Origin of the sequence: Dyella agri, assembly GCF_044904705.1 — a bacterium.
GTDB classification, from domain to species: Bacteria; Pseudomonadota; Gammaproteobacteria; order Xanthomonadales; family Rhodanobacteraceae; genus Rhodanobacter_A; species Rhodanobacter_A agri.
Genome location: NZ_JADIKL010000017.1, coordinates 1 through 21,580, shown reverse-complemented (window position 1 = coordinate 21,580; position 21,580 = coordinate 1). Strand labels below are relative to the sequence as shown.

General features: G+C 62.7%; 19 protein-coding genes and 1 tRNA gene. 15 read left to right on the top strand and 5 right to left on the bottom strand.

The window, feature by feature from the left end; genetic code table 11:
- Positions 1–164: 164 nt before the first annotated feature.
- A complete protein-coding gene (locus tag ISP14_RS18345; RefSeq protein ID WP_404542740.1) occupies positions 165–1,478 on the top strand; it encodes an MFS transporter in 1,314 nt (437 codons plus the stop codon).
- Here the strand turns inward: ISP14_RS18345 and ISP14_RS18340 are convergent.
- Both ISP14_RS18340 and sbcB read right to left on the bottom strand, forming a co-directional pair.
- Positions 1,475–2,161 carry a DUF2461 domain-containing protein gene (locus tag ISP14_RS18340; protein WP_404542737.1) on the bottom strand — a complete coding sequence of 229 codons (687 nt, stop codon included), beginning with the start codon at positions 2,159–2,161 and terminating at the stop codon, positions 1,475–1,477. The genes ISP14_RS18345 and ISP14_RS18340 overlap by 4 nt on opposite strands.
- 11 nt (positions 2,162–2,172) lie before the next feature.
- On the bottom strand, positions 2,173–3,609 hold the full coding sequence (gene sbcB, locus ISP14_RS18335; protein WP_404542735.1) for an exodeoxyribonuclease I: 1,437 nt from the start codon (positions 3,607–3,609) through the stop codon (positions 2,173–2,175).
- Positions 3,610–3,814: 205 nt separating this feature from the next.
- Between sbcB and orn the strand changes: the two genes are divergently transcribed.
- The 4 genes from orn to ISP14_RS18315 all read left to right on the top strand — a co-directional run bounded on the left by orn (position 3,815) and on the right by ISP14_RS18315 (position 7,771).
- Entirely contained in the window at positions 3,815–4,381 is a 567-nt protein-coding gene (orn, locus tag ISP14_RS18330) for an oligoribonuclease (RefSeq protein WP_404542733.1), read from the top strand.
- The gene (gene folP, locus ISP14_RS18325) at positions 4,378–5,292 is read left to right on the top strand and encodes a dihydropteroate synthase (protein WP_404542731.1); all 915 of its coding nucleotides are present in this window, start codon (positions 4,378–4,380) and stop codon (positions 5,290–5,292) included. Before orn ends, folP begins: the two co-directional genes overlap by 4 nt.
- Positions 5,293–5,364: 72 nt before the next feature.
- Positions 5,365–6,711, top strand: coding sequence for a phosphoglucosamine mutase (gene glmM, locus ISP14_RS18320; protein WP_404542729.1), 1,347 nt, complete (start codon positions 5,365–5,367; stop codon positions 6,709–6,711).
- A 124-nt stretch (positions 6,712–6,835) separates the two neighbouring features.
- Positions 6,836–7,771: an isopenicillin N synthase family dioxygenase gene (locus ISP14_RS18315; protein WP_404542727.1), complete on the top strand. Its 936-nt coding sequence runs from the start codon at positions 6,836–6,838 to the stop codon at positions 7,769–7,771.
- Between the two features lie 83 nt (positions 7,772–7,854).
- On the opposite strand, the gene ISP14_RS18310 is transcribed toward ISP14_RS18315, so the two are convergent.
- On the bottom strand, positions 7,855–8,667 hold the full coding sequence (locus ISP14_RS18310) for an SDR family NAD(P)-dependent oxidoreductase (protein ID WP_404542725.1): 813 nt from the start codon (positions 8,665–8,667) through the stop codon (positions 7,855–7,857).
- Between the two features lie 110 nt (positions 8,668–8,777).
- Between ISP14_RS18310 and tpiA the strand changes: the two genes are divergently transcribed.
- The 10 genes from tpiA (at position 8,778) to ISP14_RS18260 (ending at position 19,021) form a co-directional block, all read left to right on the top strand.
- Entirely contained in the window at positions 8,778–9,527 is a 750-nt protein-coding gene (tpiA, locus tag ISP14_RS18305; RefSeq protein WP_404542724.1) for a triose-phosphate isomerase, read from the top strand.
- A 23-nt stretch (positions 9,528–9,550) separates the two neighbouring features.
- Positions 9,551–9,991 carry a preprotein translocase subunit SecG gene (gene secG, locus ISP14_RS18300; RefSeq protein ID WP_404542723.1) on the top strand — a complete coding sequence of 147 codons (441 nt, stop codon included), beginning with the start codon at positions 9,551–9,553 and terminating at the stop codon, positions 9,989–9,991.
- A gap of 11 nt (positions 9,992–10,002) precedes the next feature.
- Positions 10,003–10,087, top strand: a tRNA-Leu gene (locus tag ISP14_RS18295).
- A gap of 177 nt (positions 10,088–10,264) precedes the next feature.
- Positions 10,265–11,845 carry a tyrosine-type recombinase/integrase gene (locus ISP14_RS18290; RefSeq protein ID WP_404542721.1) on the top strand — a complete coding sequence of 527 codons (1,581 nt, stop codon included), beginning with the start codon at positions 10,265–10,267 and terminating at the stop codon, positions 11,843–11,845.
- Between the two features lie 167 nt (positions 11,846–12,012).
- Positions 12,013–12,915 carry a DNA-processing protein DprA gene (locus ISP14_RS18285; protein WP_404542718.1) on the top strand — a complete coding sequence of 301 codons (903 nt, stop codon included), beginning with the start codon at positions 12,013–12,015 and terminating at the stop codon, positions 12,913–12,915.
- Positions 12,908–13,546 (top strand): hypothetical protein, encoded by a 639-nt coding sequence (locus ISP14_RS18280; RefSeq protein ID WP_404542716.1) that lies wholly within the window; start codon positions 12,908–12,910, stop codon positions 13,544–13,546. The genes ISP14_RS18285 and ISP14_RS18280 overlap by 8 nt, the downstream gene beginning before the upstream one ends.
- Before the next feature lie 23 nt (positions 13,547–13,569).
- Positions 13,570–14,709, top strand: coding sequence for a hypothetical protein (locus ISP14_RS18275; protein WP_404542714.1), 1,140 nt, complete (start codon positions 13,570–13,572; stop codon positions 14,707–14,709).
- Between the two features lie 89 nt (positions 14,710–14,798).
- The gene (locus ISP14_RS18270; protein ID WP_404542710.1) at positions 14,799–15,548 is read left to right on the top strand and encodes a S1 family peptidase; all 750 of its coding nucleotides are present in this window, start codon (positions 14,799–14,801) and stop codon (positions 15,546–15,548) included.
- Between the two features lie 6 nt (positions 15,549–15,554).
- Complete coding sequence (locus ISP14_RS18265) at positions 15,555–17,810, top strand: argonaute/piwi family protein (protein ID WP_404542706.1); 2,256 nt, start codon at positions 15,555–15,557, stop codon at positions 17,808–17,810.
- Positions 17,807–19,021 (top strand): PD-(D/E)XK nuclease domain-containing protein, encoded by a 1,215-nt coding sequence (locus ISP14_RS18260; RefSeq protein WP_404542703.1) that lies wholly within the window; start codon positions 17,807–17,809, stop codon positions 19,019–19,021. The genes ISP14_RS18265 and ISP14_RS18260 overlap by 4 nt, the downstream gene beginning before the upstream one ends.
- 85 nt (positions 19,022–19,106) lie before the next feature.
- On the opposite strand, the gene ISP14_RS18255 is transcribed toward ISP14_RS18260, so the two are convergent.
- On the bottom strand, positions 19,107–20,072 hold the full coding sequence (locus ISP14_RS18255) for a hypothetical protein (RefSeq protein ID WP_404542700.1): 966 nt from the start codon (positions 20,070–20,072) through the stop codon (positions 19,107–19,109).
- 136 nt (positions 20,073–20,208) lie between these two features.
- On the bottom strand, positions 20,209–20,859 hold the full coding sequence (locus ISP14_RS18250) for an LA2681 family HEPN domain-containing protein (protein ID WP_404542775.1): 651 nt from the start codon (positions 20,857–20,859) through the stop codon (positions 20,209–20,211).
- Positions 20,860–21,580: the final 721 nt, after the last annotated feature.

Here is a 21,580-nt window from a genome sequence, read left to right as displayed (position 1 = left end):
CTGAAAACGGCGCCGGGCGGGTCGCATGCAGATTGGCCGGCCCGCCCGTGTGGCCCGGCATCCCGCCGGACAGGGGCGAGCATAGGGGATGCGGGCGGCATCGCGTAGTGCCGTGCTCTGAGCTATGTTGCCGGACTCATTCCGCACCGGGCCACGATTCCCTCATGAGCGAAGCCACGACATGGTCGACACCGGAGATGACAGGCGGGGCAGCGCGCCGGCTTGATCGCCGCGACGCCCGCACCCTGCTGTTGTCCGCGCTGGGCGGCGCGTTGGAGTTCTACGATTTCGTGGTGTTCGTGTTCCTCACGAAGCAGCTGGGTGCGCTGTTCTTTCCGCAGGGCACCGCGTCGTGGCTGGCCCAGGTCAAGGTCTACGGCATCTTCGCCGCGGGCTACCTGGCGCGGCCACTGGGCGGCATCGTGATGGCGCACTTCGGCGATCGTTCGGGGCGCAAGCGCATGTTTACCCTCAGCGTGTTCCTGATGGCGCTGCCCACGCTGGCGATCGGCCTGCTGCCCACCTACGCGCAAATCGGCATGTTCGCGCCGTTGCTGTTGCTGCTGCTACGCATTGTGCAGGGCGTCGCCGTGGGCGGCGAAGTGCCGGGTGCCTGGGTGTTCGTAGCCGAGCATGCGCCGCCTACACGCACAGGTTTCGCCTGCGGCAGCCTGACCGCGGGGCTGACCGCGGGCATCCTGATCGGTTCGCTGTTGGCGGCCTGGCTCAACGCCCGGCTGGCTCCGGCCCAGTTGCTGGACTGGGGATGGCGGGTGCCGTTCCTGCTGGGCGGCGTGTTCGGTTTTGCCGCGGTGTGGTTGCGCCGCTGGCTCAGCGAGACGCCGGTGTTTGCGGAAATGCGCGAACGCAAACAGCTCAGCCGGGAACTGCCATTGCGCGTGGTGCTGGCCGGACACCGGCGCGGCGTGGTGGTGTCGATGCTGGTGACCTGGATGCTCACGGCGGCGATCGTGGTGCTGATCCTGATGTTGCCGACGCTCGCGCCGAACGGTTTCGGCATTCCGCCGAAGCTGGCCTTCCTGGGCAATGCACTGGCAGCCTGCGCGCTCACTGCGGGCTGCATGGTCTACGGCTGGCTGGCCGATCGCTGCGGCGCCTTGTGGACCCTGCTGATCGGCTCGTTGCTGCTGATGGCTGGCACCTGGGCCTTGTTCGCCGACCTCGCCACAGGCGGCGCGCATTTCCTGTCGCTTTACGCGCTGATCGGCCTGCTGGTGGGCGTGACCGGCGTGGTGCCCGTGGTGATGGTGCAGGCGTTCCCGCCGCCGGTGCGCTTCTCCGGCCTGTCGTTCTCGTACAACGTGGCCTACGCCGTGTTCGGCGCCGGCACTGCCGCGATGATCGGCTGGCTCGCCGTACATGCCGGACGCATGGCGCCGGCATATTACGTCGTCATCACGGCGGTGGTGAGCGCCGGTGTAAGCGCTTGGTTGCTGCTGCGCCGAAGGACGGGCTAGAACTCCAGTTCCTGGGTGGCACAGAGGTAGTCCACCATCGGCGCCACGCGCTTGAAGCAGGCAACCGTCCACGGCAGCAGTTCCGTGGAGCAGGCCAGCGCCTCGTCGAAGCCTTCGCCGCAGGCGAAATCCTTGCGCTTCAGGTCCTCGATCAGCTCGTGGCCGGGGTCGTAGCCGTGTGGCGGGCGTTTCAGCGATTCGCCCCAGAAGGTCATGTGTTCGCGGAAGGCCGGGCTCTGCGTGGCCTTCTTCCAGGTGGCGGGATTGTCGGCGAGGAAGGCGCGGATCTTCTTCAGCGCCTCGGGTTCGGGATGCCACATGCCGCCGCCGGCGAAGCAGTCGCCGGGCTGGATGTGCATGTAGAACGAGGGCGCGGGAATCTCGTGGCGGCGTTCGTGGAAGAAGCGCGCGCCCTGCCAAGGCTTGTACGGCAGCTTGTTGTTGGAGAAGCGGGTGTCGCGGAAGATGCGGAACAGCGAGCCGCCGTTCTTGCGTGGGTCGGCGCGGTAGTGCGGGCTGATCTTCGCCAGCGGCGCCTGCAGGTCGGTGATGAGCTGCAGGAACGGCTCGCGCACGCGGCGCTCGTAGTCATTCTTGTGCGCCTGGAACCAGTCGCGGCTGTTGTTGCGGTCGAGCGCACGCAGAAACTTGAACGTGGCGGGGCTGAAATAGGCGTGGGGCATGAGGGACTCTGTCAGGTCAGTTCGGCGGCCAGCTGTTCGCCCCAGGCCTGCAACTGATCCAGCAGGGGCAGCTTGTCCTGCCGTGCGGGATCGGCGCGCAAGGCGGCGAGCGTGGCGAAGTAGCCGTCGAGGGTGAGCGTGGTAAGTAGCGTTTCGCAGGTGAGGCGTTGGCGGCGGAAGCTTTCCCAGCGCTCCCGCTCGTCGGCGTCCAGGGCTTCCGGCCAGTTGCGGGCCCGGTAGCGGAAAAGCAATTCCGCATAGCGTGGATCGCGGAACGGGAAGGTGCGCGTGGCCAGCTGTTCCGGCGGCGTGGCGCGCACTTCGCGCAAGAGGCGCTTGTCGGCGTCGGGCAGGAAACCGCCGTACAGCGCCAGCTCGGGGTCTTCCGGCGGCGGCAGCTCGGCAGCGCGGGCGAACACGCGGGCGACCTTGGCTGCCAGCCCGTCGGCGGCAGCCAGTTTGTCGCGGTGGACCAGGCAGCGCTCGGGATCGAGCTGCAGGCGAGCCAGGTCCAAGCCTTTCAGCGCGGAGAGCGGCGCCAGCGCAGGGGCGCGGTTCGCCCGCACGGTGCGCAGCGGGATGCGTTCGACGCCCTCCGGCAGGTCGGCACGTGCGGTGAACACGCGGTCGGCGATCTCGTCCTCGTCCAGCTGAAGCCATCCGGCCGGATTGTCGGCAAGATCGCAGACGATCACCTCGCCGGGTCGGCTGGGGTGCAACGCCAGCGGTGCGATCAGCGCGAGGCAGTGCCGGCTGGCGGGGTAGCGCGAGGACACATGCACCAGCGGCGTCATGCCGGCCACGTCGAGCAGCTCGAACACGCGCTGCTTGCGCCGCAGCGCGTAGAACCAGTCCCACAGCCGCGGTTGCCGCACGCGGATCAATCGGGCCAGGTCGATCAGCGCGTGCACATCGGAGAGCGCGTCGTGCGCGCGCTCCTGCTGCAGGTGGTTGGCGGCGGCCAGGAGTTCGAGCTTGAAGCTGGGCGTACCGTCGTCGCGGGTCGGCCACGCGATACCTTCGGGCCGCAGCGCCTCGCACATGCGCGCGAGGTCGATCAGGTCCCAGCGCGAGTTGCCGTTCTCCCACTCGCGGCCGTAAGGCTCGTAGAAATTGCGGTAGAGCAGCTGCCGCGTCACTTCGTCGTCGAAGCGCAGCGAGTTGTAGCCCACACCGCAGGTACCGGACGCGGCGAGTTGCTCGTGCACGCGGGCGGCGAACTCGGCCTCGTTGATACCTTCGCGCTCGGCCTGCTGTGGCGTGATGCCGGTGATCAGGCAGGCTTCGGGATGGGGCAGGCTGTCGCGAGGCGGCTTGCCGAAGAACATCACCGGTTCGCCGACGATTTCCAGTTCTGTGGTGGTGCGGACGCCGGCGAACTGTACCGGGCGGTCGCGCCGGGTGTCGGCGCCGAAGGTCTCGTAGTCGTGCCAGAAGAAGGTCTGCATGGGACCCGATGATCGCATGCGGGTACGCGGATTGGCCCAGCGCAGGCGGCGCCGGTCTGCTTGCCCGCAGACCACAGGCATGTCGGCGAGCAAGGGGGCGTCCGTGGATGGCTACGGTTCCGAGGGGCGAGGAAGGGAGGCAGGCCTTCCTGGCACCGGGGCCAATCAGGGCATCCCTTGATAGACTGCGCGCCCAGGAGGGCGCATGAGCCAAGCCAACGAAGACAACCTGATCTGGATCGATCTGGAGATGACCGGCCTCGATACCGACGCCGACTCGATCCTGGAAATCGCCACCATCGTCACCGACAAGGAACTGAACGTACTGGCCGAGGGCCCGGTGTTCGCGATCCGCCACGAGCTGGACCGGCTGGAGGCGATGGACGCCTGGAACCGCAACCAGCATGGCAGGTCCGGCCTGTGGCAACAGGTGCTCGACTCCGAGGCTGGCCATGCGGCGGCCGAGCAAGCCACGCTGGACTTCCTGCGCGACTGGGTGCCGGCGGGCAAGTCGCCGATGTGCGGCAACTCGATCTGCCAGGACCGCCGCTTCCTGCACCGGCAGATGCCGCGGCTGGAGCGTTTCTTCCATTACCGCAACCTCGACGTGTCCACGCTGAAGGAGCTGGCGCGGCGCTGGGCGCCGGCGATCGGCAAGGGCTTCGGCAAGGAATCCGCGCATACCGCCTTGTCGGATATCCGTGATTCCATCGAGGAATTGCGCTACTACCGCCGCTACATGGGTCCGTTGGGCGGCCAGGAACCGGCATGACTGCGCTCGATGCCATGTTCGCGACAGTGCTCGACTGCGCCGGTCGTCGACTGGTGCTGGATCGCCCGCGCGTGGCCGGCATCGTCAACGTCACGCCCGACTCGTTTTCCGACGGCGGCGAACACGCCACCACCGAAGCAGCCGTGGCGCATGGGCTGGCGCTGGCGGAGCAGGGTGCCGACATGCTTGACGTGGGCGGCGAGTCGACCCGCCCCGGCGCGGCCGACGTGCCAGTGGAGGAGGAATTGCGCCGGGTGATTCCGGTGATCGAGCAACTGGCCGCGCGCACCGTGCTGCCGATTGCCGTCGATACTTCCAAGCCCGAGGTGATGCGCGCCGCGGTCGCGGCGGGCGCGGGCATGGTCAATGACGTGTATGCGCTGCGCCGCGAAGGCGCGCTGGATGCCGTGGCGGCACTCGGTGTACCGGTGTGCCTGATGCACATGCAGGGCGAGCCGCGCAGCATGCAGGACGATCCGCATTACGACGACGTGGTGGGCGAAGTGCATCGCTTCCTCGCCGACCGCCTGTTCGCCTGCGAGCTTGCCGGCATCGACAAGCGCAAGGTGATGGTCGATCCGGGCTTCGGCTTCGGCAAGAACCTCGAACACAACCTGGCCTTGCTGCGCGCGCTGGAGCGTTTCGCGGACCTGGGCAGTGGCGTGTACGCGGGTTTGTCGCGCAAGTCGATGATCGGTGCGCTGACCGGTCGCAAAGCGCCGGCCGAGCGTGCTGCCGGCTCCGCCGCCGCCGCGTTGATCGCGGTTCAGCGCGGCGCGCGCATGGTGCGCGTGCACGACGTGGCTGCGACGGTGGACGCCCTGGCGGTATGGCAGGGCGTTCATGCAGGCGACGAGGCGCCGCGCCGCGATCCGAAGCCGACGGCTCCGCGCTGGCCGGACGACGACTAAAAAGAAACGATGGGACGGCGGCGCACGAAGCGCCGTCGCCGGGACAGGGAACCCTTCGGAAAGGCATTATCTATGAGTCAGCGCAAGTATTTCGGCACGGACGGTATTCGCGGCGCGGTAGGCGCATGGCCGATCAATGCCGAGTTCATGCTGCGCCTCGGCCGCGCCCTCGGCGCGGTGCTCCGGCAGCAGGGCGGGGCACGCCGCGGCGTGTTGATCGGCAAGGACACCCGCGTTTCCGGCTACATGTTCGAAGCCGCGCTGGAAGCCGGCCTGGTTTCCTCCGGCGTGGACGTGCGCATGCTGGGGCCGATGCCGACGCCGGCGGTGGCCTTCCTTACCCGATCGCTGCGCGCCGAGGCCGGCATCGTCATCAGCGCCTCGCACAATCCGCACTACGACAACGGCATCAAGTTCTTCTCCGCGCAGGGCGAGAAGCTCAGCGACGCCATGGAGCATGCCATCGAGGCGGAGATCGACGCCCCCTTCGTCACCGTGCCTTCCGAACAACTGGGCAAGGCGCGCCGCATCGACGATGCAGTGACCCGCTATGCCGAGTTCTGCAAGAGCACGGTGGCCGAGGACTTCAGCCTCAACGGCCTGAAGATCGTGCTGGATTGCGCCAATGGCGCTACCTACCAGGTCGCGCCCAAGGTCTTCACCGAACTGGGCGCCGAGGTGACGGCGATCGGTGACAAGCCCGACGGTTTCAACATCAACCGAGACGTGGGCTCCACCCATCCGCAGGCGCTGCAGCGCGCGGTGCTGGAGCAGGGCGCGGACCTCGGCATCGCCTTCGACGGCGACGGCGACCGCGTGCAGATAGTCGACCGCCACGGTGTGCTTGCCGACGGCGACGACCTGCTCTACGTGATCGCACGCGCCTGGCAGGCGCGCGGCCAGCTGCACGGACCGCTGGTCGGTACCTTGATGAGCAATTACGGCCTGCAGCTCGCGCTGGACCAGCTCGGCATCGAGCTGGTCCGCGCCAAGGTCGGCGACCGATACGTGCTGCAGCAGCTCAAGGAGCGCGGCGGCGTGCTGGGCGGCGAGACCTCGGGCCACATCCTCTGCCTGGACCGCGCCACCACCGGCGACGGCATCGTCTCTGCGCTGGCTGTGCTGGAGGCGCTGGCCGGCGAGGACTTCGCCACGGCGCGGCAAGGCCTGCGCAAGCTGCCGCAGGTGATGATCAACGTACGGGCCGAGGGTGCACGCGAGGCGCTGGACGGCGATGCCGTGCGCCAGGCGCTGGCCGATACGGAACAGACGCTGCGTGGCCGCGGCCGTGTGGTGCTGCGCGCCTCCGGCACCGAGCCGCTGGTGCGAGTCACCGTGGAGGGCGCCGACGCGGCCGAAGTGCAGCAGTTGGCGCAAAGCCTGGCCGACGTCGTAAAATCCTCCGCAGAACGCTCGTGAACCAGCAGGCGCGCTGCGCCTGACTCAGGTCAATCAGGACCCGGTCGCCAAGGAATGGCCCGACGTGAACCGTCCCTGCGGTGGCGGTACACCCATTGACCGCATGCCTGAAGGATCCGAGCCCATGAAGAACGTTCCCACCCTGGACATCCGCCGCTACGACAGCGACCGCGATGCCTTCGTCGCCGAGCTTGGCGCGGCTTATCGCGAATTCGGTTTCTGCTGCATCAGCGGCCACAGCATTCCGCGCGAGCTGATCGACGGTTCGTACGACGTGTTCCAGCGCTTCTTCGCGCTGCCCGCCGAAACCAAGATGAGGTACCACGTGCCGGGCAGCGGTGGCGCTCGCGGCTACACGCCGTTCAAGGTAGAGACCGCCAAGGACAGCAAGTTCGCCGACCTCAAGGAGTTCTGGCACATCGGCCGCGAGCTTCCGCGCGATTCGAAGTTCGCCGATGTGATGGCGCCGAACCTGTGGCCGGCCGAAGTGCCGGAGTTCCATCGCTACGGCTACGGCCTATACAAGGCGCTAGACCAGCTCGGCACCCGCGTGCTGCGCGCGCTGGCCTTGCACATCGATTTGCCCGAGCACTACTTCGAGGACAAGACCGACCAGGGCAATTCCATCCTGCGTCCGATTCACTACCCGCCGATCGCCGAGGAGAACATCCCGAACGTGCGTGCAGGCGCCCACGAGGACATCAACTTCATCACCTTGCTGGTCGGCGCCAGCGCGGAAGGACTGGAAGTGCTCACCCGCGAAGGCGAGTGGCTGCCGATCACCACCGAGGGCGACGCCATCGTGGTGAACATCGGCGACATGCTGCAGCGCCTGACCAACCACGTGTACCCGTCCACCACCCATCGCGTGGTGAACCCGCAGAACGCGAACGCGCGCAAACCGCGCTATTCGGTGCCGTTCTTCCTGCACCCGAATCCCGACGTGGTGCTCGACCCGCTGCCGCAGTGCGTGACGCCGGACAACCCGAAGCGCTATGACACGCCGATCACCTCGCATGAATACCTGCAGCAGCGGTTGCGCGAGATCAAGCTGATCTGACTGAAGGCGCTGGCGAGTGCGCCTGCCGCGCACCGCCAGCGCTTGCCCCGTGGGTCGCTTACGGGCTCACCGGAATGTTGTGCTCAGGCTGCGCCCTGCGTCCGGTATCGCCTGGATTGCCTGGCGGCCAGTTTCATGGCCAGCCGGTCCGGCACCAGCTTGAACACGCTCTTGATCACGCGGTTCACGCGACCGGTGACACGCACGATTTCGCCGCGTTCCACGGCATCGATGCCTTCGGCCACCACCGCCTCGGCGCTTTGCCACATGAAGCCGGGCAGCTTGTTCATCAACGCACGGGTGCCGGTGACATCGTGGAACTCGGAATACGTGAAGCCCGGGCACAGCGCGCACACATGCACGCCGCGCTCGCGGCTTTCCAGCGCCAGGCCCTGCGAGAACTTGATCAGGAATGCCTTGGCGGGCGCGTACAGCGTATGTCCCGCGGTGCCCGGCACGTGACCGGCCAGCGAGGCCACATTGACGATGCGGCCGTAGCCGCGTTCGCGCATGCCGGGCAACAGGCGCCAGGCCAATTCGACAGGCGCGGTCAGCAGCACCTGCAGGGAGTCCGCGTGCGTATGCCAGTCGTTCGCCGTGAAGTTGCCGGGCACGCCGTAGCCGGCGTTGTTGATCAGCCAGTCAACCACGAGTCCGCGCTGCGCCACTTCCTCGCACAAGGCCTTCGGCGTGCCGGGATCGGACAGGTCGGCCGCCAGCGTGGTCACCGTGCATCCGTGTTGCTGGCGCAGTTCCGCAGCCAGTGTCTCCAACCGGTCGCGCCGGCGGGCAGTCAGCACCAGATCGTGGCCGCGCGCGGCCAGTGCCCGGGCGAAGGTGGCGCCGATGCCGGCGGAGGCGCCGGTGACGAGACTGAGGGGACGTGCAGGGGGCATGCGTTTCTCCTGAAAATACCCCTCGCATCTTGGACGTTGCGCTGCAGCAATACCAGTCCAGCTATCGTCCTGTAAAATCTCGGTTTTGTGCGAATGGAATGACGTCGAACATGCGCAAGAAGCTCGTCGCCGCAAACTGGAAAATGCACGGCAGCCGCTCGATGGCCGCCGCCTTGTGCGGAGAGATCGCCACGGCCCGTCCTGATGGCATGGATGTGGTGGTCTGTCCGCCGTTCCCCTACCTGGGTACCGTGGCCGCGGCTTGTGTCGATGCCGGCATCGGCGTGGGCGCACAGGACCTCAGCGAACATGCGGGGCAGGGTGCATACACCGGCGAAGTCTCCGCCGCGATGCTGGCCGACTGCGGCGCGCAATGGGTGCTGGTGGGCCATTCCGAGCGGCGCCAGTACCACGGCGAAAGCGACGGCTTGGTGGCACGCAAGTTCGCTGCCGCGCGCGCCGGCGGCCTCACGCCCATCCTCTGCGTGGGAGAGACCCTGGCGCAACGCGAAGCCGGCGAAACCGAGGCGGTGATTGCGCGCCAGCTGCAGGCCGTGCTCGCTGCCGACGGCATCGCGGCATTCGATACCGCAGTCATCGCCTACGAACCGGTGTGGGCCATCGGCACCGGACGCACCGCCACGCCGGAACAGGCGCAGCAGGTACATGCGTTCATCCGTAGCCAACTCCAGAAGGAAGATGCTATGATTGCCCGTCTGACTCGGCTGCTTTACGGCGGCAGCGTCAAGGCGGCGAATGCCGCTGAATTGTTCGCGCAGTCGGACGTGGACGGGGGGCTGATTGGTGGAGCCTCGCTGACCGCTACCGACTTCCTTGGGATCTGCGCAGCGGCGCGTTAGTCGCCACGGGTTCGATTGCAATCATGTTCGTTATTTTCAGCGTGTTTTACATCCTGGTCGCCGCGGCCATGACCGTGCTGATCCTGCTGCAGAACGGTGAAGGCGCAAGCGCCGGCTCCGGTTTCGGCGGCGGCGCTTCGGCAACGGTGTTCGGTGCGCGCGGGTCGGCCAACTTCCTGACCCGGGCTACCGGCGTGCTCGCCGCGCTGTTCTTCGCGCTGAGCCTCGGCATGGGCGTGTACCTGCACAGCCACGGCGCGCAGCAGAGCAATGGCGCCGATCTCGGCGTGATGGCCGGTATCAGTAACCAGCCGGCACCTGCCAAGCAGGCCCCGGCGGCGGCTACGCCGGCGAATCCGGAAGTACCCGCGGCTGCACCTGCTGCTGCGAACACGGCGGTCCCCGCCGCGACCAAGCAGCAAGGCGAAGTGCCGGCCGCACCGGCGCCGCAAAAGCAGCACTAAGCAACACACCTGCCCAGGTGGCGGAATTGGTAGACGCACTACCTTGAGGTGGTAGCGCCGCAAGGCGTAGGGGTTCGAGTCCCCTCTTGGGCACCAACACTAAATTCTGAACCATCCAAAATTGTTCGGAATTTCAAATCACCCCGCGATTTGCGGGGTTTTTTTTTGCCTTTTTCGTCCAAGGCTGTCCATTGCTGTCCAGGGGCATCCAGGAGCTATGGGTACATTTTTGGGTACAATCTGCATCGTTTGTACCCAAGTAGGTCTCAAGCCATGCCCCGCCTCGCCGCCTCGCTGACAGAGCTCCAGGTTCGTCGTGCCAAGCCGGACGACAAGCCTTACTCTTTGTCCGATGGCAATGGTCTGGTGCTTTGGGTGAGCCCCGCTGGACTCAAGGCCTGGCGCGTACGCTACCGGCTCCCGGATGGTTCACGCCCGGCCCCCGCGACCATCGGGCACTACCCCGATGTGTCTTTGAGCGAAGCGCGGATCAAGGCGATTGAGATACAGCGCGCTGCCAAGCAGGGCAAAACCACGGCGGGGATACGGAAGGCCCAGCAGGAGGCGAAAGCTGCGGTCGGGGCCGAGCAGGAAGCAGCAGTGCAAGAGCGTGCTGAAATCGAACACGCTTCGTTGCGGGCTGTGTCGGGTCGATGGATGGCGGAGAAGCGCCCGACATGGGCGCTGGAGACCTATCGCAAAGCGCGCCTGGTGGTGGAGTCGTACCTGGTGCCAAAGATCGGCGACCTGGACGTTCGCGTGATGGAAACGAAGGATGTCCGCCCTTTGCTGGTCGAGATGGCCAAGCAAACACCGCAGCTGGCCCGGAAAGCGCGTCAGTACATGGCAAGCGTCGTGGAGCACGCCATCAACGAAGGCCTGCGCCCCGACGACAGCCGACTGCGCCTTGATCGTATTTTGCCAACCCACCGCAGCGGCCATATGCCCGCCGTCACCGATAACGCCAGCAAACTTGGTGATGTCATGCGAGCCATCGATGCTTACGAGAATCGTGTCGTGCGCGCGGCCCTGATCCTCGCCGCTCTGACTGCGATGCGCTCTGGTGTCGTGGCCAGCGCTCGTTGGGATGAGATGGACTTGGAGGCTGGCGAATGGCGTGTTCCGGGAAAGAATCCGGACGGCACCCATCGCATGAAGACGGGACAGGACTACAGCACCTCGCTGCCTGAGCAGGCGCTCGTGGTGCTGCGTGAGATGCGCGAGCGGAACATGGGGGGTGAATACGTATTTCCTCCCCAGGCCCGCCAGAAATCGGCGCACCTCAGTCGAGATGCCTTGAGCAAGGCTTTGCGTGAAATGGGCTTTCAAGGCGAGCACACGACCCATGGCTTTCGTGCTTCACTGCGAACGCTTGGGCGTGAGCGCCTGGGTATCGACGTGGACGTGCTTGAGGCCCAGTTGGCACACGCCCCGAAGGACCAAGTCGAAGCTGCCTATGCGCGGGTCAAATTTCGTGAAAAGCGCCAAGAGGTCATGCAGGCATGGGCTGACTATCTGGACCACCTAAAGACAGACCGCATAGATCCCGTATGTGTGGACAAACAGGAGCAGAAGTCGACTGCTAAGCTAACGAATGCACAATTGGTCGCTGTGCGCCCAGAGCTCGATAGCGGTGGGAAACGAACTGGCATTCTAGGTGGGGAGAAGTGGTCTGGACGCGATCAGCCACTGCTGATCGGCAAAGATATCCAAAAGGTGGCTGCCCCCCCGATGAAAGGCGAGCGGGCAAAGACCAGGACAATAGTTGATGGCAACGAAAAGCGAGTGGTAAGTCTCCCTCAGGGAGAGAGTTTTTCGAAGCGCGATAAGCCTTGGCTGCAGAGGAAGTCCTGATTTTGGCGAAGCGGTCGATGCGATGACGACGCTCCTGTACTTGCTGAAAGCGTTCATGGCGGTGGGGCGAGAGGTTAGGCGGTCAGGTGGCAGCAACGTTCGATGCAGCGAAAAAGCTGTTTTTGTGTTTGCACCGAAGTGGCTTGTAAATTGGTGCAGGGGTGCCTATGGGTATCAGTCAAGCGATGAATGATATTGACGCCGTACTGAGCAATAAACCGATTTCGCCGTCTCGGGAGATGGCGGCGTACGAGGCGTTGTGGGCGCATCAAAAAGCGACGTTCAAGACGATCGCTGACTGCTTCCGCGATAGTCCGAATGCGATGCCCTCCGAGCTGGTCTCGGAAGAGGAAATTGACACGGCGCTGCGGCGTGTGCGAGACCAGATCGCGCACGCGAAGATTCACGACTTTGGTGTGCGTGTGCATGGCGCGGAAGACTACCCCGATCGGCTGCGCGATGCCGCGCATCCCGTCGAACTCTTGTACTACCGAGGCTGGTGGGATCTGATCGACTCGCCCAAACGGATCGCCATCGTTGGCTCGCGCAGCGTCTCCGACGACGGCCTGCGCCGAACCCGCAGGCTGGTGAAGCTGCTGGTCCAGGATGGCTACACCATCGTCTCCGGTTTGGCCAAGGGCGTGGACACCGCGGCACACACAACGGCCATCGACAACGGCGGCAGCACGATCGCCGTGATCGGCACACCGATTACCGAGTATTACCCGCCCGAGAACCGGGCGTTGCAAGACTTGATCGCCGAGAAATTCTTGCTGGTGAGCCAGGTGCCGATCTGGCGCTACTCGACCCAGGACTACCGTAGCAACCGCCTGTTCTTCCCGGAACGCAATGCCACGATGTCAGCGCTCGCGCAGGCAACAGTCATCGTCGAAGCCAGCGATACGTCGGGCACCCTGGCGCAGGCACGCGCGGCGCTTCAGCAGGGCCGAAAGTTGTTCATTCTGGACAACTGCTTTCGCAATCCCAAGCTGACATGGCCGGCCAAGTTCCAAGATCAAGGGGCCATTCGCGTCACCGGCATCGACGACATCAGGGCAGCTCTTGGCTAAGCACGTACTCAAGATCGATGCCCTGACACTTCCGGATCATCACTATCTGGATGCGCAGGACATTTGCTACTACGCAGGTGAATACACTGCGGGCGAGGGGCATGCCTACAGCGAGACCAACCAGCTGATCCTCAACTTCAAGAAGTCTGTGGACAAGCGTGGAACCGCGCAGTGGCAATACAAAGAGCGCGCGATCCTGCAGGCAGCGGCAATCTTTCGGGCCGCGATCAAGGCTGATGCCGAAATCACCTTCGTCCCGATTCCACCGTCGAAGGCGAAGAGCGATCCGCTATACGACGATCGCATGTTGCAATTGCTGCAGGCCGTCTGCCGGGGACGTCACACCGACATCCGCGAACTGGTTGTCCAGCGCGAATCGGCGGCGGCGGCCCATCTGTCGGACACGCGCCCGACGCCGGACGAACTGGTCGCCAACTATCAACTCGACGAGAGCTTGGCCGAGCCGACCCCCCAGACCATTTTTGTCGTGGACGACGTGCTCACCACAGGCAGCCATTTCAAGGCGGTGAAGCAAGTGCTGGAGCGGCGATTTCCCGAGGCACGCATCGTCGGGCTGTTCCTCGCGCGGCGAGCGCCCAAGTCGGTGGACTTGGATTTTGACAGCATCTAAGAACAGGACAAGGGACACGCCACATGCTGATCGTCATGACCTCTCCGGACGCCGTCCTGCGTAATGGCCAACCCGACCCGCAACTCGCCCAAGTGTTGATCAACGCCAAGGCGGCGGGCAATCCCGTGGGCTTGATTTCCAATCATGCGGAGCCGGCCTGGTTCAATGGGACGTTTGGCGCTAGCGGCGTTCAGTTCCTGCAGAGTCGAGGGCGGCAGTCCGGCGAGATCGTGTCGCAGAACGCCAAGAAGTTTGCGCTCAATCCCTTTGATGCGCTGGTTCTCGCGGCAAAGGACGAAGACGTCCAGATGGGCAAGAACGGCGGCGCGATCATCGTGGCGGCCGGATGGTCGGCAGCACAGCAGGTCGCCTCACTGGGCATTCGCGTGGACAACGCCGCGCAGTTGCAGGAGATCATCAACCTGACGGCCGGCTGGTCAGGACAGTGGTGGTATGCAGGCGACGCTGGCCGCTATCGGGTGCGCGCACTGAGCGACTTGTCCGGCCTTGGCAAGGACGTCACGCAGCAACTGTTTGCGCAGCGATTGACCGCCACCGTCAAAGGCGGCGGCGTGCGACTGAACGCCTTGCTGGCCGTCACCTCGCGTTCGCTGCTCATGGAAAAAGTGAACGAACTGGATGGGCTGGTATGGGGCGTCTACCCGTCGTCGAAGAGTGCTAACGACGATGACGAGATCCTCAGCGATTTCACGCATCGCCTGCGGACGACGGTTTCCCGCGTTCGCTTCTCCAAGCGAGGAGAGCCGCTATTCATTCGGCACACCGCTTCGCCGAAGCGTTCGGCTGGTGGTGGCGGTGATCGAACCGATCCGACCGGCCAAATTCTGACCGTTCACCTGAACCCGTTCTACAAACAGAGCGGACGATTGGTCGGAAAGCACGTGATCGTTGTGGATGACTGCACGACCTATGGCGTGTCGTTTGGCGTCGCCGCAGCTTTCTTGCGCAAAGCCGGTGCCGCGTCAGTGACGGGCGTCGCGCTGGGGAAGTTTGGCAATCAGTTGCGTTACTACGAGATCGATATCAAGACCGATCCGTTTCAGCCGGTCGTGGCCGGCGGCTTCACCGTGGCCGCACAGGGCTGGTTCCCCGGCGCCACCAGTGGTGTCGCTCAGCAAGTTCTGCTGACCCTGATCCCGTAACCAGGCTGACGGTTATGGTCCTGCGGGCGCTATTCCAAAGCTATAAGCCGGCACTGGTCCGTATCACAGTGCAGACGCCGGCGGGCGATTTGAGTACCGGCACCGCCTTCCACATCGGTGACGGCTGGCTGGTCACGGCGGCCCATGTGTTGCGCGATGGTGTCGTGCAGGAAGTGGTGTCCGAGCATGCATCGGTGCCATTGACCGTGCAGTCGGTGATCTTCAACAAGGACGATCGCATCGACCTTGCCTTGATGAAGACAGATCTGGATCTGTCGCATTACCTGCACATGACGACGATTCATGGCTCACCGAAAGGCTTTGTGCAAACGGACCATATCGAAATCGGTGGGCATCTGGATGACTGGATCGGCGACGAGTTGGTGCTCTCAAAGGTGCTGCTCATGGGCTATCCGCCGATTCCGTTTTCGCAGCACGCGGTGCTCCTGGCGTCGGAAGGAGAAGTCAACGCGGTGGTGGACAAATACAGTGGGCCGCACCCGCATTTCATCATCTCGTGTCCTGCGAGGGGCGGTTTTAGCGGCGGCCCTGTATTGAGTGAATATGGCTTTTTGCTGGGGGTGCTTGTCGAAGCGCTCGTGATGAATGGCAAGGACGCGGAGACAGGCTATTCGAGTGCCATCTCGATCGAGCCCCTGCTGGTCATGTTGCACGACAACGGCATCTATCCCGGTAAGAACCGCCAGATCATCGAAGCGCTTATTGGTGGCATCGACAACGGCTTCGGGAAGCCTTCGTGGCGGATGCGCGGGAGGTGGTTCATCGATAGATCAATTCTAAAAATTCGGATGCTGATCCGGCGACACAAGAGGATGTGAGGACTTATGGGACGACAGCTGCAGCTCAATTTCACGCCGCTGCGAGTGCGCGGTGATGCCATTCGGCTGCAGACGTTGCCCTTCGAGGACGCGCAGCAGTTCCGGAATCTGCGCGACCAGCACCGTGTGCACTACGCCGTGACCCGTCGATCCGATCACATCGTGGCGCTGCCGCTTACATTGGGCGCTTCGCCGATTGGCGAAGAGAAGACTGTTTCGGTAGTCGAGAACGCTTCGCTCATTCGTCCGCTGCTAGAGCAGCGTCTCGTGACCTTGCTCAGTTCCAATCGGCGACTGGTTGCGCGCTATAACCCGATTACGACGGTGGGGCGCACCTTGCCGACGGGCTTCATCGAAGCCGACAGGCATCTCCATCTGCAGTCACGCGTCTTGATCGCGATCCGCTCGCTAAAGCTGCCGGAAGCAGAACCGCTCGGTCTCTTGTGGGACATCGAGATTCAGAAGACCTGCGCAACCAGCCTAGCCGTGTTGCATGCGCAAGGCGTTCGGTTGGATGGGTTGACGGTCGAGCGCTTGGTGCCGGTCGAAGATGTGCGCATGCTGCCATATCGCCGGCTGGTGGGTCGAGTCGGCGCGATCACGGACGGCCACGCGCGCCTGTCCGAGCGGTTTCAGAATGTAGAGGAGTTGCTTCCACTCGACGAGTTGTACCTGGAGGCCTCACCTGAGAATCTTCGGCACCTGCTGCAGCACTTCACGCGGAATACGTCGGGCAGGGTGCAGGGCAAGATCGATGAGATCGTGTTCGAGAACAGCAGAGGGCGTGCGCGCATGGAGCACATTGCCCGGATTTCGGACTGGCTCCGCGGTCTCGGCGAGATCGAACTGCAAGAAGGTCTTAGCGTTGGCATCGGCAATCTGCTGAGCGAGAAAGATGCGCAGAACTTCCCCCGTTTCACCGAGGGCACGACGCCGACCTATGTGTTCGACGCCGGCACGCTCAAGTCGGAGTCGCGGGCAGCGGTCGGTCTGAGCAAGTTTGGCCCCTACAGTCGACACGTCTTCACGCCCACGCGGCCGAATGTCTGCGTGATCTGCGACCGTGCACGGCGGGGTCAATTTGAGCTGTTCCTTCGGAAGTTTCGGGACGGCCTGTCGGTCGACGGCAAGTCATTGCCATTCGGCCGAGGATTTCTCGGCATCTACGGACTGCAGGACATCAACCTGACGTTCGTGGAGGCCGACGCCTTCACGGCCGACGCCTACCACGCGGCTGCTTCCAAGGCGGTCCGGATGGGCGCCGAGGGCGCGCCCTGGCATCTGGCCTTGGTGCAGACCGAGCGAGACTCGCGCCAATTGGCGCCGCAGAAGAATCCGTATCTGGTGGCCAAGGCGGCGTTTCTCTCCAATCAGATCCCCACGCAGTTCGTCGCGTTCGAGACGTTCTCGATGGCGCCGCTCAATCTCGCCTACACCCTCAGCAATCTCGCCCTTGCGGTCTATGCCAAGCTCGGCGGCATTCCCTGGTTGATCAAGTCGGACAAGGGTATCGCGCACGAAGTGGTCATTGGCCTAGGTAGCGCGGCGATTGGCGAATCCCGCTTTTCCAGGAAAGAAAGAATCGTCGGCATCACTAGCGTCTTTCGCGGCGACGGCGGCTATCTGCTATCGAATCTTTCGAACGCCGTCCCCATGTCGAAGTACGGCGAGGCCCTGACGGAATCATTGCAGGCGACCCTTCAGCGTGTACGCAACGAGATGAACTGGATCAAGGGCGATTCGGTACGCGTGATCGTTCATGCGTTCAAGCCGATGCGCAATACTGAGGTGGAATCGGTCAAGGCGGCGTTGAAGGAGTTCTCTGAATTCGATCTGCAGTTCGCCTTCCTGCACGTCAAACAGGACCATCCGTATCTGCTGTTTGACGATGATTCCATCGGGACCAAGGGCAGGGGAGAGAAGACGCCGGTTCGAGGCCTTTTTGCGGAAGTCGGGCACAACGAGACGTTGTTGACGTTGACGGGGCCGCAGCAGCTCAAGCGCCCGACAGATGGCCTACCCAAACCGCTACTGCTGAGCCTGCATCGCGATTCGACGTTCACGGACATCATCTATCTCACCAAACAGGTCTATTGGTTTTCGAACCATTCCTGGCGCAGCTTCCTGCCGGCGGCGATGCCGGTCACCATCTACTACTCCGACCTTGTCGCGGGTCTCTTAGGGCGGCTTGACCGGTTGGGTAGCCGGTGGAGCCCGAGTGTGATGCTCGGCAAGATCGGCACAACGCGGTGGTTTCTATGAGCGCCAGCAACCCGATGCTGCACGAAGCGCTGCGCGCAGTGGCAGGGCAGGCCGAGACACTGACGACTGCGGGTCCGCTGTCGATTGCCTTTTATCACTGGGTGCTCGCCGAAGGGTTGTCCACCCAGCATAGCGCCGCAATGGCGCGGGACCTGTGCGAAGAGATTTCCGGCGGTGGCCGGTCGATTCATGCCGTGGCGGCTTTGGGGTTCCTGCTGAGCATCGATCCGACGTTGAGTGCTGCGTGCCGCGACTCATTTGCGCAGGGCGTGGACTGGTTGATGGGACGTAGAGGCGATTCCCAAACGGCTCTCGTCAGTCTGATGCAGCCGTTAGCGCATACCGGCGTTCTGGTGGGTTTGTTGGCCACATCCGATGATGTGCGGTGGGCGAAATTCGGCGCATGGTTCGCGTCGCTCTATGCAAAGCTGCAGCCGCTGTTGCCGGCGGAAGTCGGCTGGCGCCATGAACTGCTGTCCATGATCAAGACGCGGTGCGAGGTGGGATTGAACGGCGAACTGGCAGTGGTGCCCGCCACTGCGGGCGCAGCTATTTACGTCGCACGTCGCTTGGCGGATGCTTCGCTTTCGGCCGATAGCGATTTTGCGTCGCAGTTGCTTGGCCGCATTAAGTCGGTTGTTTATGACGACCCTGAACAGGCGGCCTTGGATCTGGCAGCGTTTCACTATCTCGCCCAGGGCACGGCGCAGATCGATCTGCGCGCACCGAGCCTAGACGATGTCGGACTGCTGCTTCGCCGGCTCCCATCCGGGTTGCGTCGGTGGACCTGGGACGAACAGAAGAAGACGCCGAACTCGACCGCGCAAAAGTGGGCGGTTGAAAACGAATACCACTTTCAGAACCTTCTCTGCGCGGTGCTTGCGCCAGTGTTGCCCGATCTGCGTGATGAAGAGTGGCTTGCGTCGGTGGGGCAAAAGAAACCGCGGGCAGACTTGGTAGTCCCGTCGCTGCACCTGGTGATCGAGGTCAAGTATTGGCGAAAAAGCAGCACGCCGCAGGACCTGATTTCGCAGATTGGTGAAGATGTCAGCCTTTACCTGAAGCGCGGCAGCCCCTATCGCAAAGTGCTTCCGATCATCTGGGACCAAGGGCGGCGCACCGAGCAGTACGATTTGCTTATTGCTGGACTTGGCGAAATTCGCGACGTGGTTAGTCCTATAGTTATTGCTCAGCCGGCGTTTATGGTTTGAAGCCGAACATCACTTCGGAGAAGGGTTATATCGACGTCGCGCGATTATCCGAATAAGTAGGCTTCCCTCGCGAAAGTTGGCAAGGCTATCTATTTCGCTTCAATTGCTTGAATAAATTCACGTTCTGAATGTCGATCATGTCAAGACTTGTGGTGTTAAAATTGATGAAGGATCGGGTGTTCTGCGCCAATGTTGTGGTGCTCCTAAGGTCGGGGACGATGATGGGGGTGCCATAAATGAAAAGGATGCAGCCGCCATTATTTTCCTCGATGGCCTTCGTAAGGCGTTTGATGAGCAGCTTCTTGAGCGGGTATCCTTCAATCATGTCGTCCCTGATGAGCACCGAAGGACGTCGAAGTAAGCCTTCCGTATTCATTTTATTGTTGAATTCGATTCGATAGCCCGTGTTGCTTGCGATCCGGCTCGCCCAGGCCTTTCCCCAATAAATATGCTGCGCCTTCTCAAGGCTTTTGGCATCCTGATTGTAGACGCCCTTAAAGAGCTTTTCGTACGTCAGAACGTTGGTGCCAATTCTGATTTCGACTTCGGAAAGAAGATTCTTCTTCCTGAAGCGTAGCCAACGCTGCACTATATTGGTTACAGAGTAATAATGACGCTGGCGAGGCCTGCCGTCGCTCTGTGCATGTCCGCCCGATCCGGCTTTGCGTGTGCCCTTGGGCGAAGAGGGTGTCGTTGAGGTCAATTGGGAAAAATGATCGTTGGGTCGCGAAAGGTTGAACACGTCCGCTGTCTGTACTGCTGGCGTGCTCACGTCACGTCGTTTCGTCCCACTCGATGTAGAAGAGGGGGGGCCTTTTTCTGAAAAAGGGCACCCTTCAATATGTTCTCCGTAGGGGCGGTAATGAGGCTGAACTTTAAGGTCGTGTTCCAGCGTATCCAAGTTGGCGCACGTCACCTGAGCCGTGCAGCCCTCACCCGGGCATTGGAACGCTCGCTTATCGTTGATTGTGCCTGCCCAGAAAAGTTCATAGGCTCGCTCAGCAGTAATGTGCTGAGCTAGTTGAAGGCTGAAAGCTTCTTCGAGATGCATTGTGATGAGTCGAGTGTGGGGGGCAATCGCTGGCGGACCGTAGCACACAGTTCCGCAAGTCAAGAATAGCGTTTAGGTTTGTAGGTCGGCACAACTTTGATTTTTGAACCGCCCAGTGGGGTAGTGGTGCGCTGGCTCAGCATGGGTCACGTCGCTTCCGCTTGTCATCCAGGCGATAGAGCGGCATGGAACCGATAAGCTGGCCAGGATTGGCGAATCGCTTCCTCTGCTCTGCGACACCGATTGCGAGAGACACATAAAACAGTGCCGATCGTGCCATCCGCATGACCCGGATCGCTTTGGCTTCGAGCTCGTCGCTGCCGATGGCGATGCCGAAGCGCCCGTCGTTTTCCCCGTTAATTTCAAAAGGCTTGGCCCAGCCATCGCTCACACGTAGATAGGTGTGCTCCAGTGCATTGCGAATGCCGTGCAGCTCACGAGCGTCTGCAGCGGTAGTCTGCTTGAGTTGATCGTCGAAAAGCTCTTTCGACAGCCAAAACAAGCCTCGGAGTGGCGGGTTATCGAGCTTCTCGAACTGTGGTAGCAGACGCGTCTTCTTCTCGACCATCCACACGTTCTTGAAGCTGATCCTGTCGGGATCTTTTCCTAAGTCCCAGTAGCGGTTAACTAGAAAGGCGACTTTATCGAGCAGAGAATAGGCGATGCGGAAAGCTGTACGGATCCGTTCGCTTGCTAACGAGTAGAGCGGGTAGTCGAGCGTGTCGGTGAGCGCAACTCCGCGATCGGAAAAGTGGATCTGTGTGCTGCTTATCCCCTCGAACAGCATAAAGCGCGCCGACGCGTACTCCTGCTTCATTTGATTGAAAAATCCGATGATTGGCGGGGGAAGATGTCCGTCGAGGCGGTCGTTCAACTTCTCGGCCAGAGGTGGCAGCATCAAGTCGTCGTTAGCGGCCGCAAGATGCGGTCCAAGATCGTTCAGAGCACACAGAAAGAGACGGTGCTCTAGGCACCAACGACGGTATGCGCGCTCGCTCTTCGACCAGCCTTCATCGCCATGATCGAGGTTCTGCATCGCCCGGACTGCGTCGATGTTGACGGCGCCGGCAAGTTTCGCAGCTTGACCGGCGAAATAGGCAATTGCGCCTTGCAGATTACTAGATTCGAAGGCTGCGTCCTCAGCTATCGTTGAACTGAAGCTGTCGAAGGCATGTAAAGCCAAAATCGCACGCTCACGATTGTCATCCAGCATGCCGGCATAGTCTCTGAGCCCAAGGCCGCGATTGCCCCGAGCAATGGCGAAGCCTGGAATGATTTCCAGGGCAGCATCCCAAGCGGCAACTGCATCGATTGTGCGACCGACAGTGCTGAGGAGGTTCGCGTGGTTAGTGAGGATCTGGCATCGGCGGGTAATCCCCCCGCTTTTAGCGCTCGCCAAAAGTGGAGCTAAGCGGGCAAGGCCAATTTCTGCATGGGTGTGATGCCGCCGAGAGCCATGTTCGGACGCTCGTGGTTGTATGTCCATAGCCAGTGGGTCGCCGATGCTT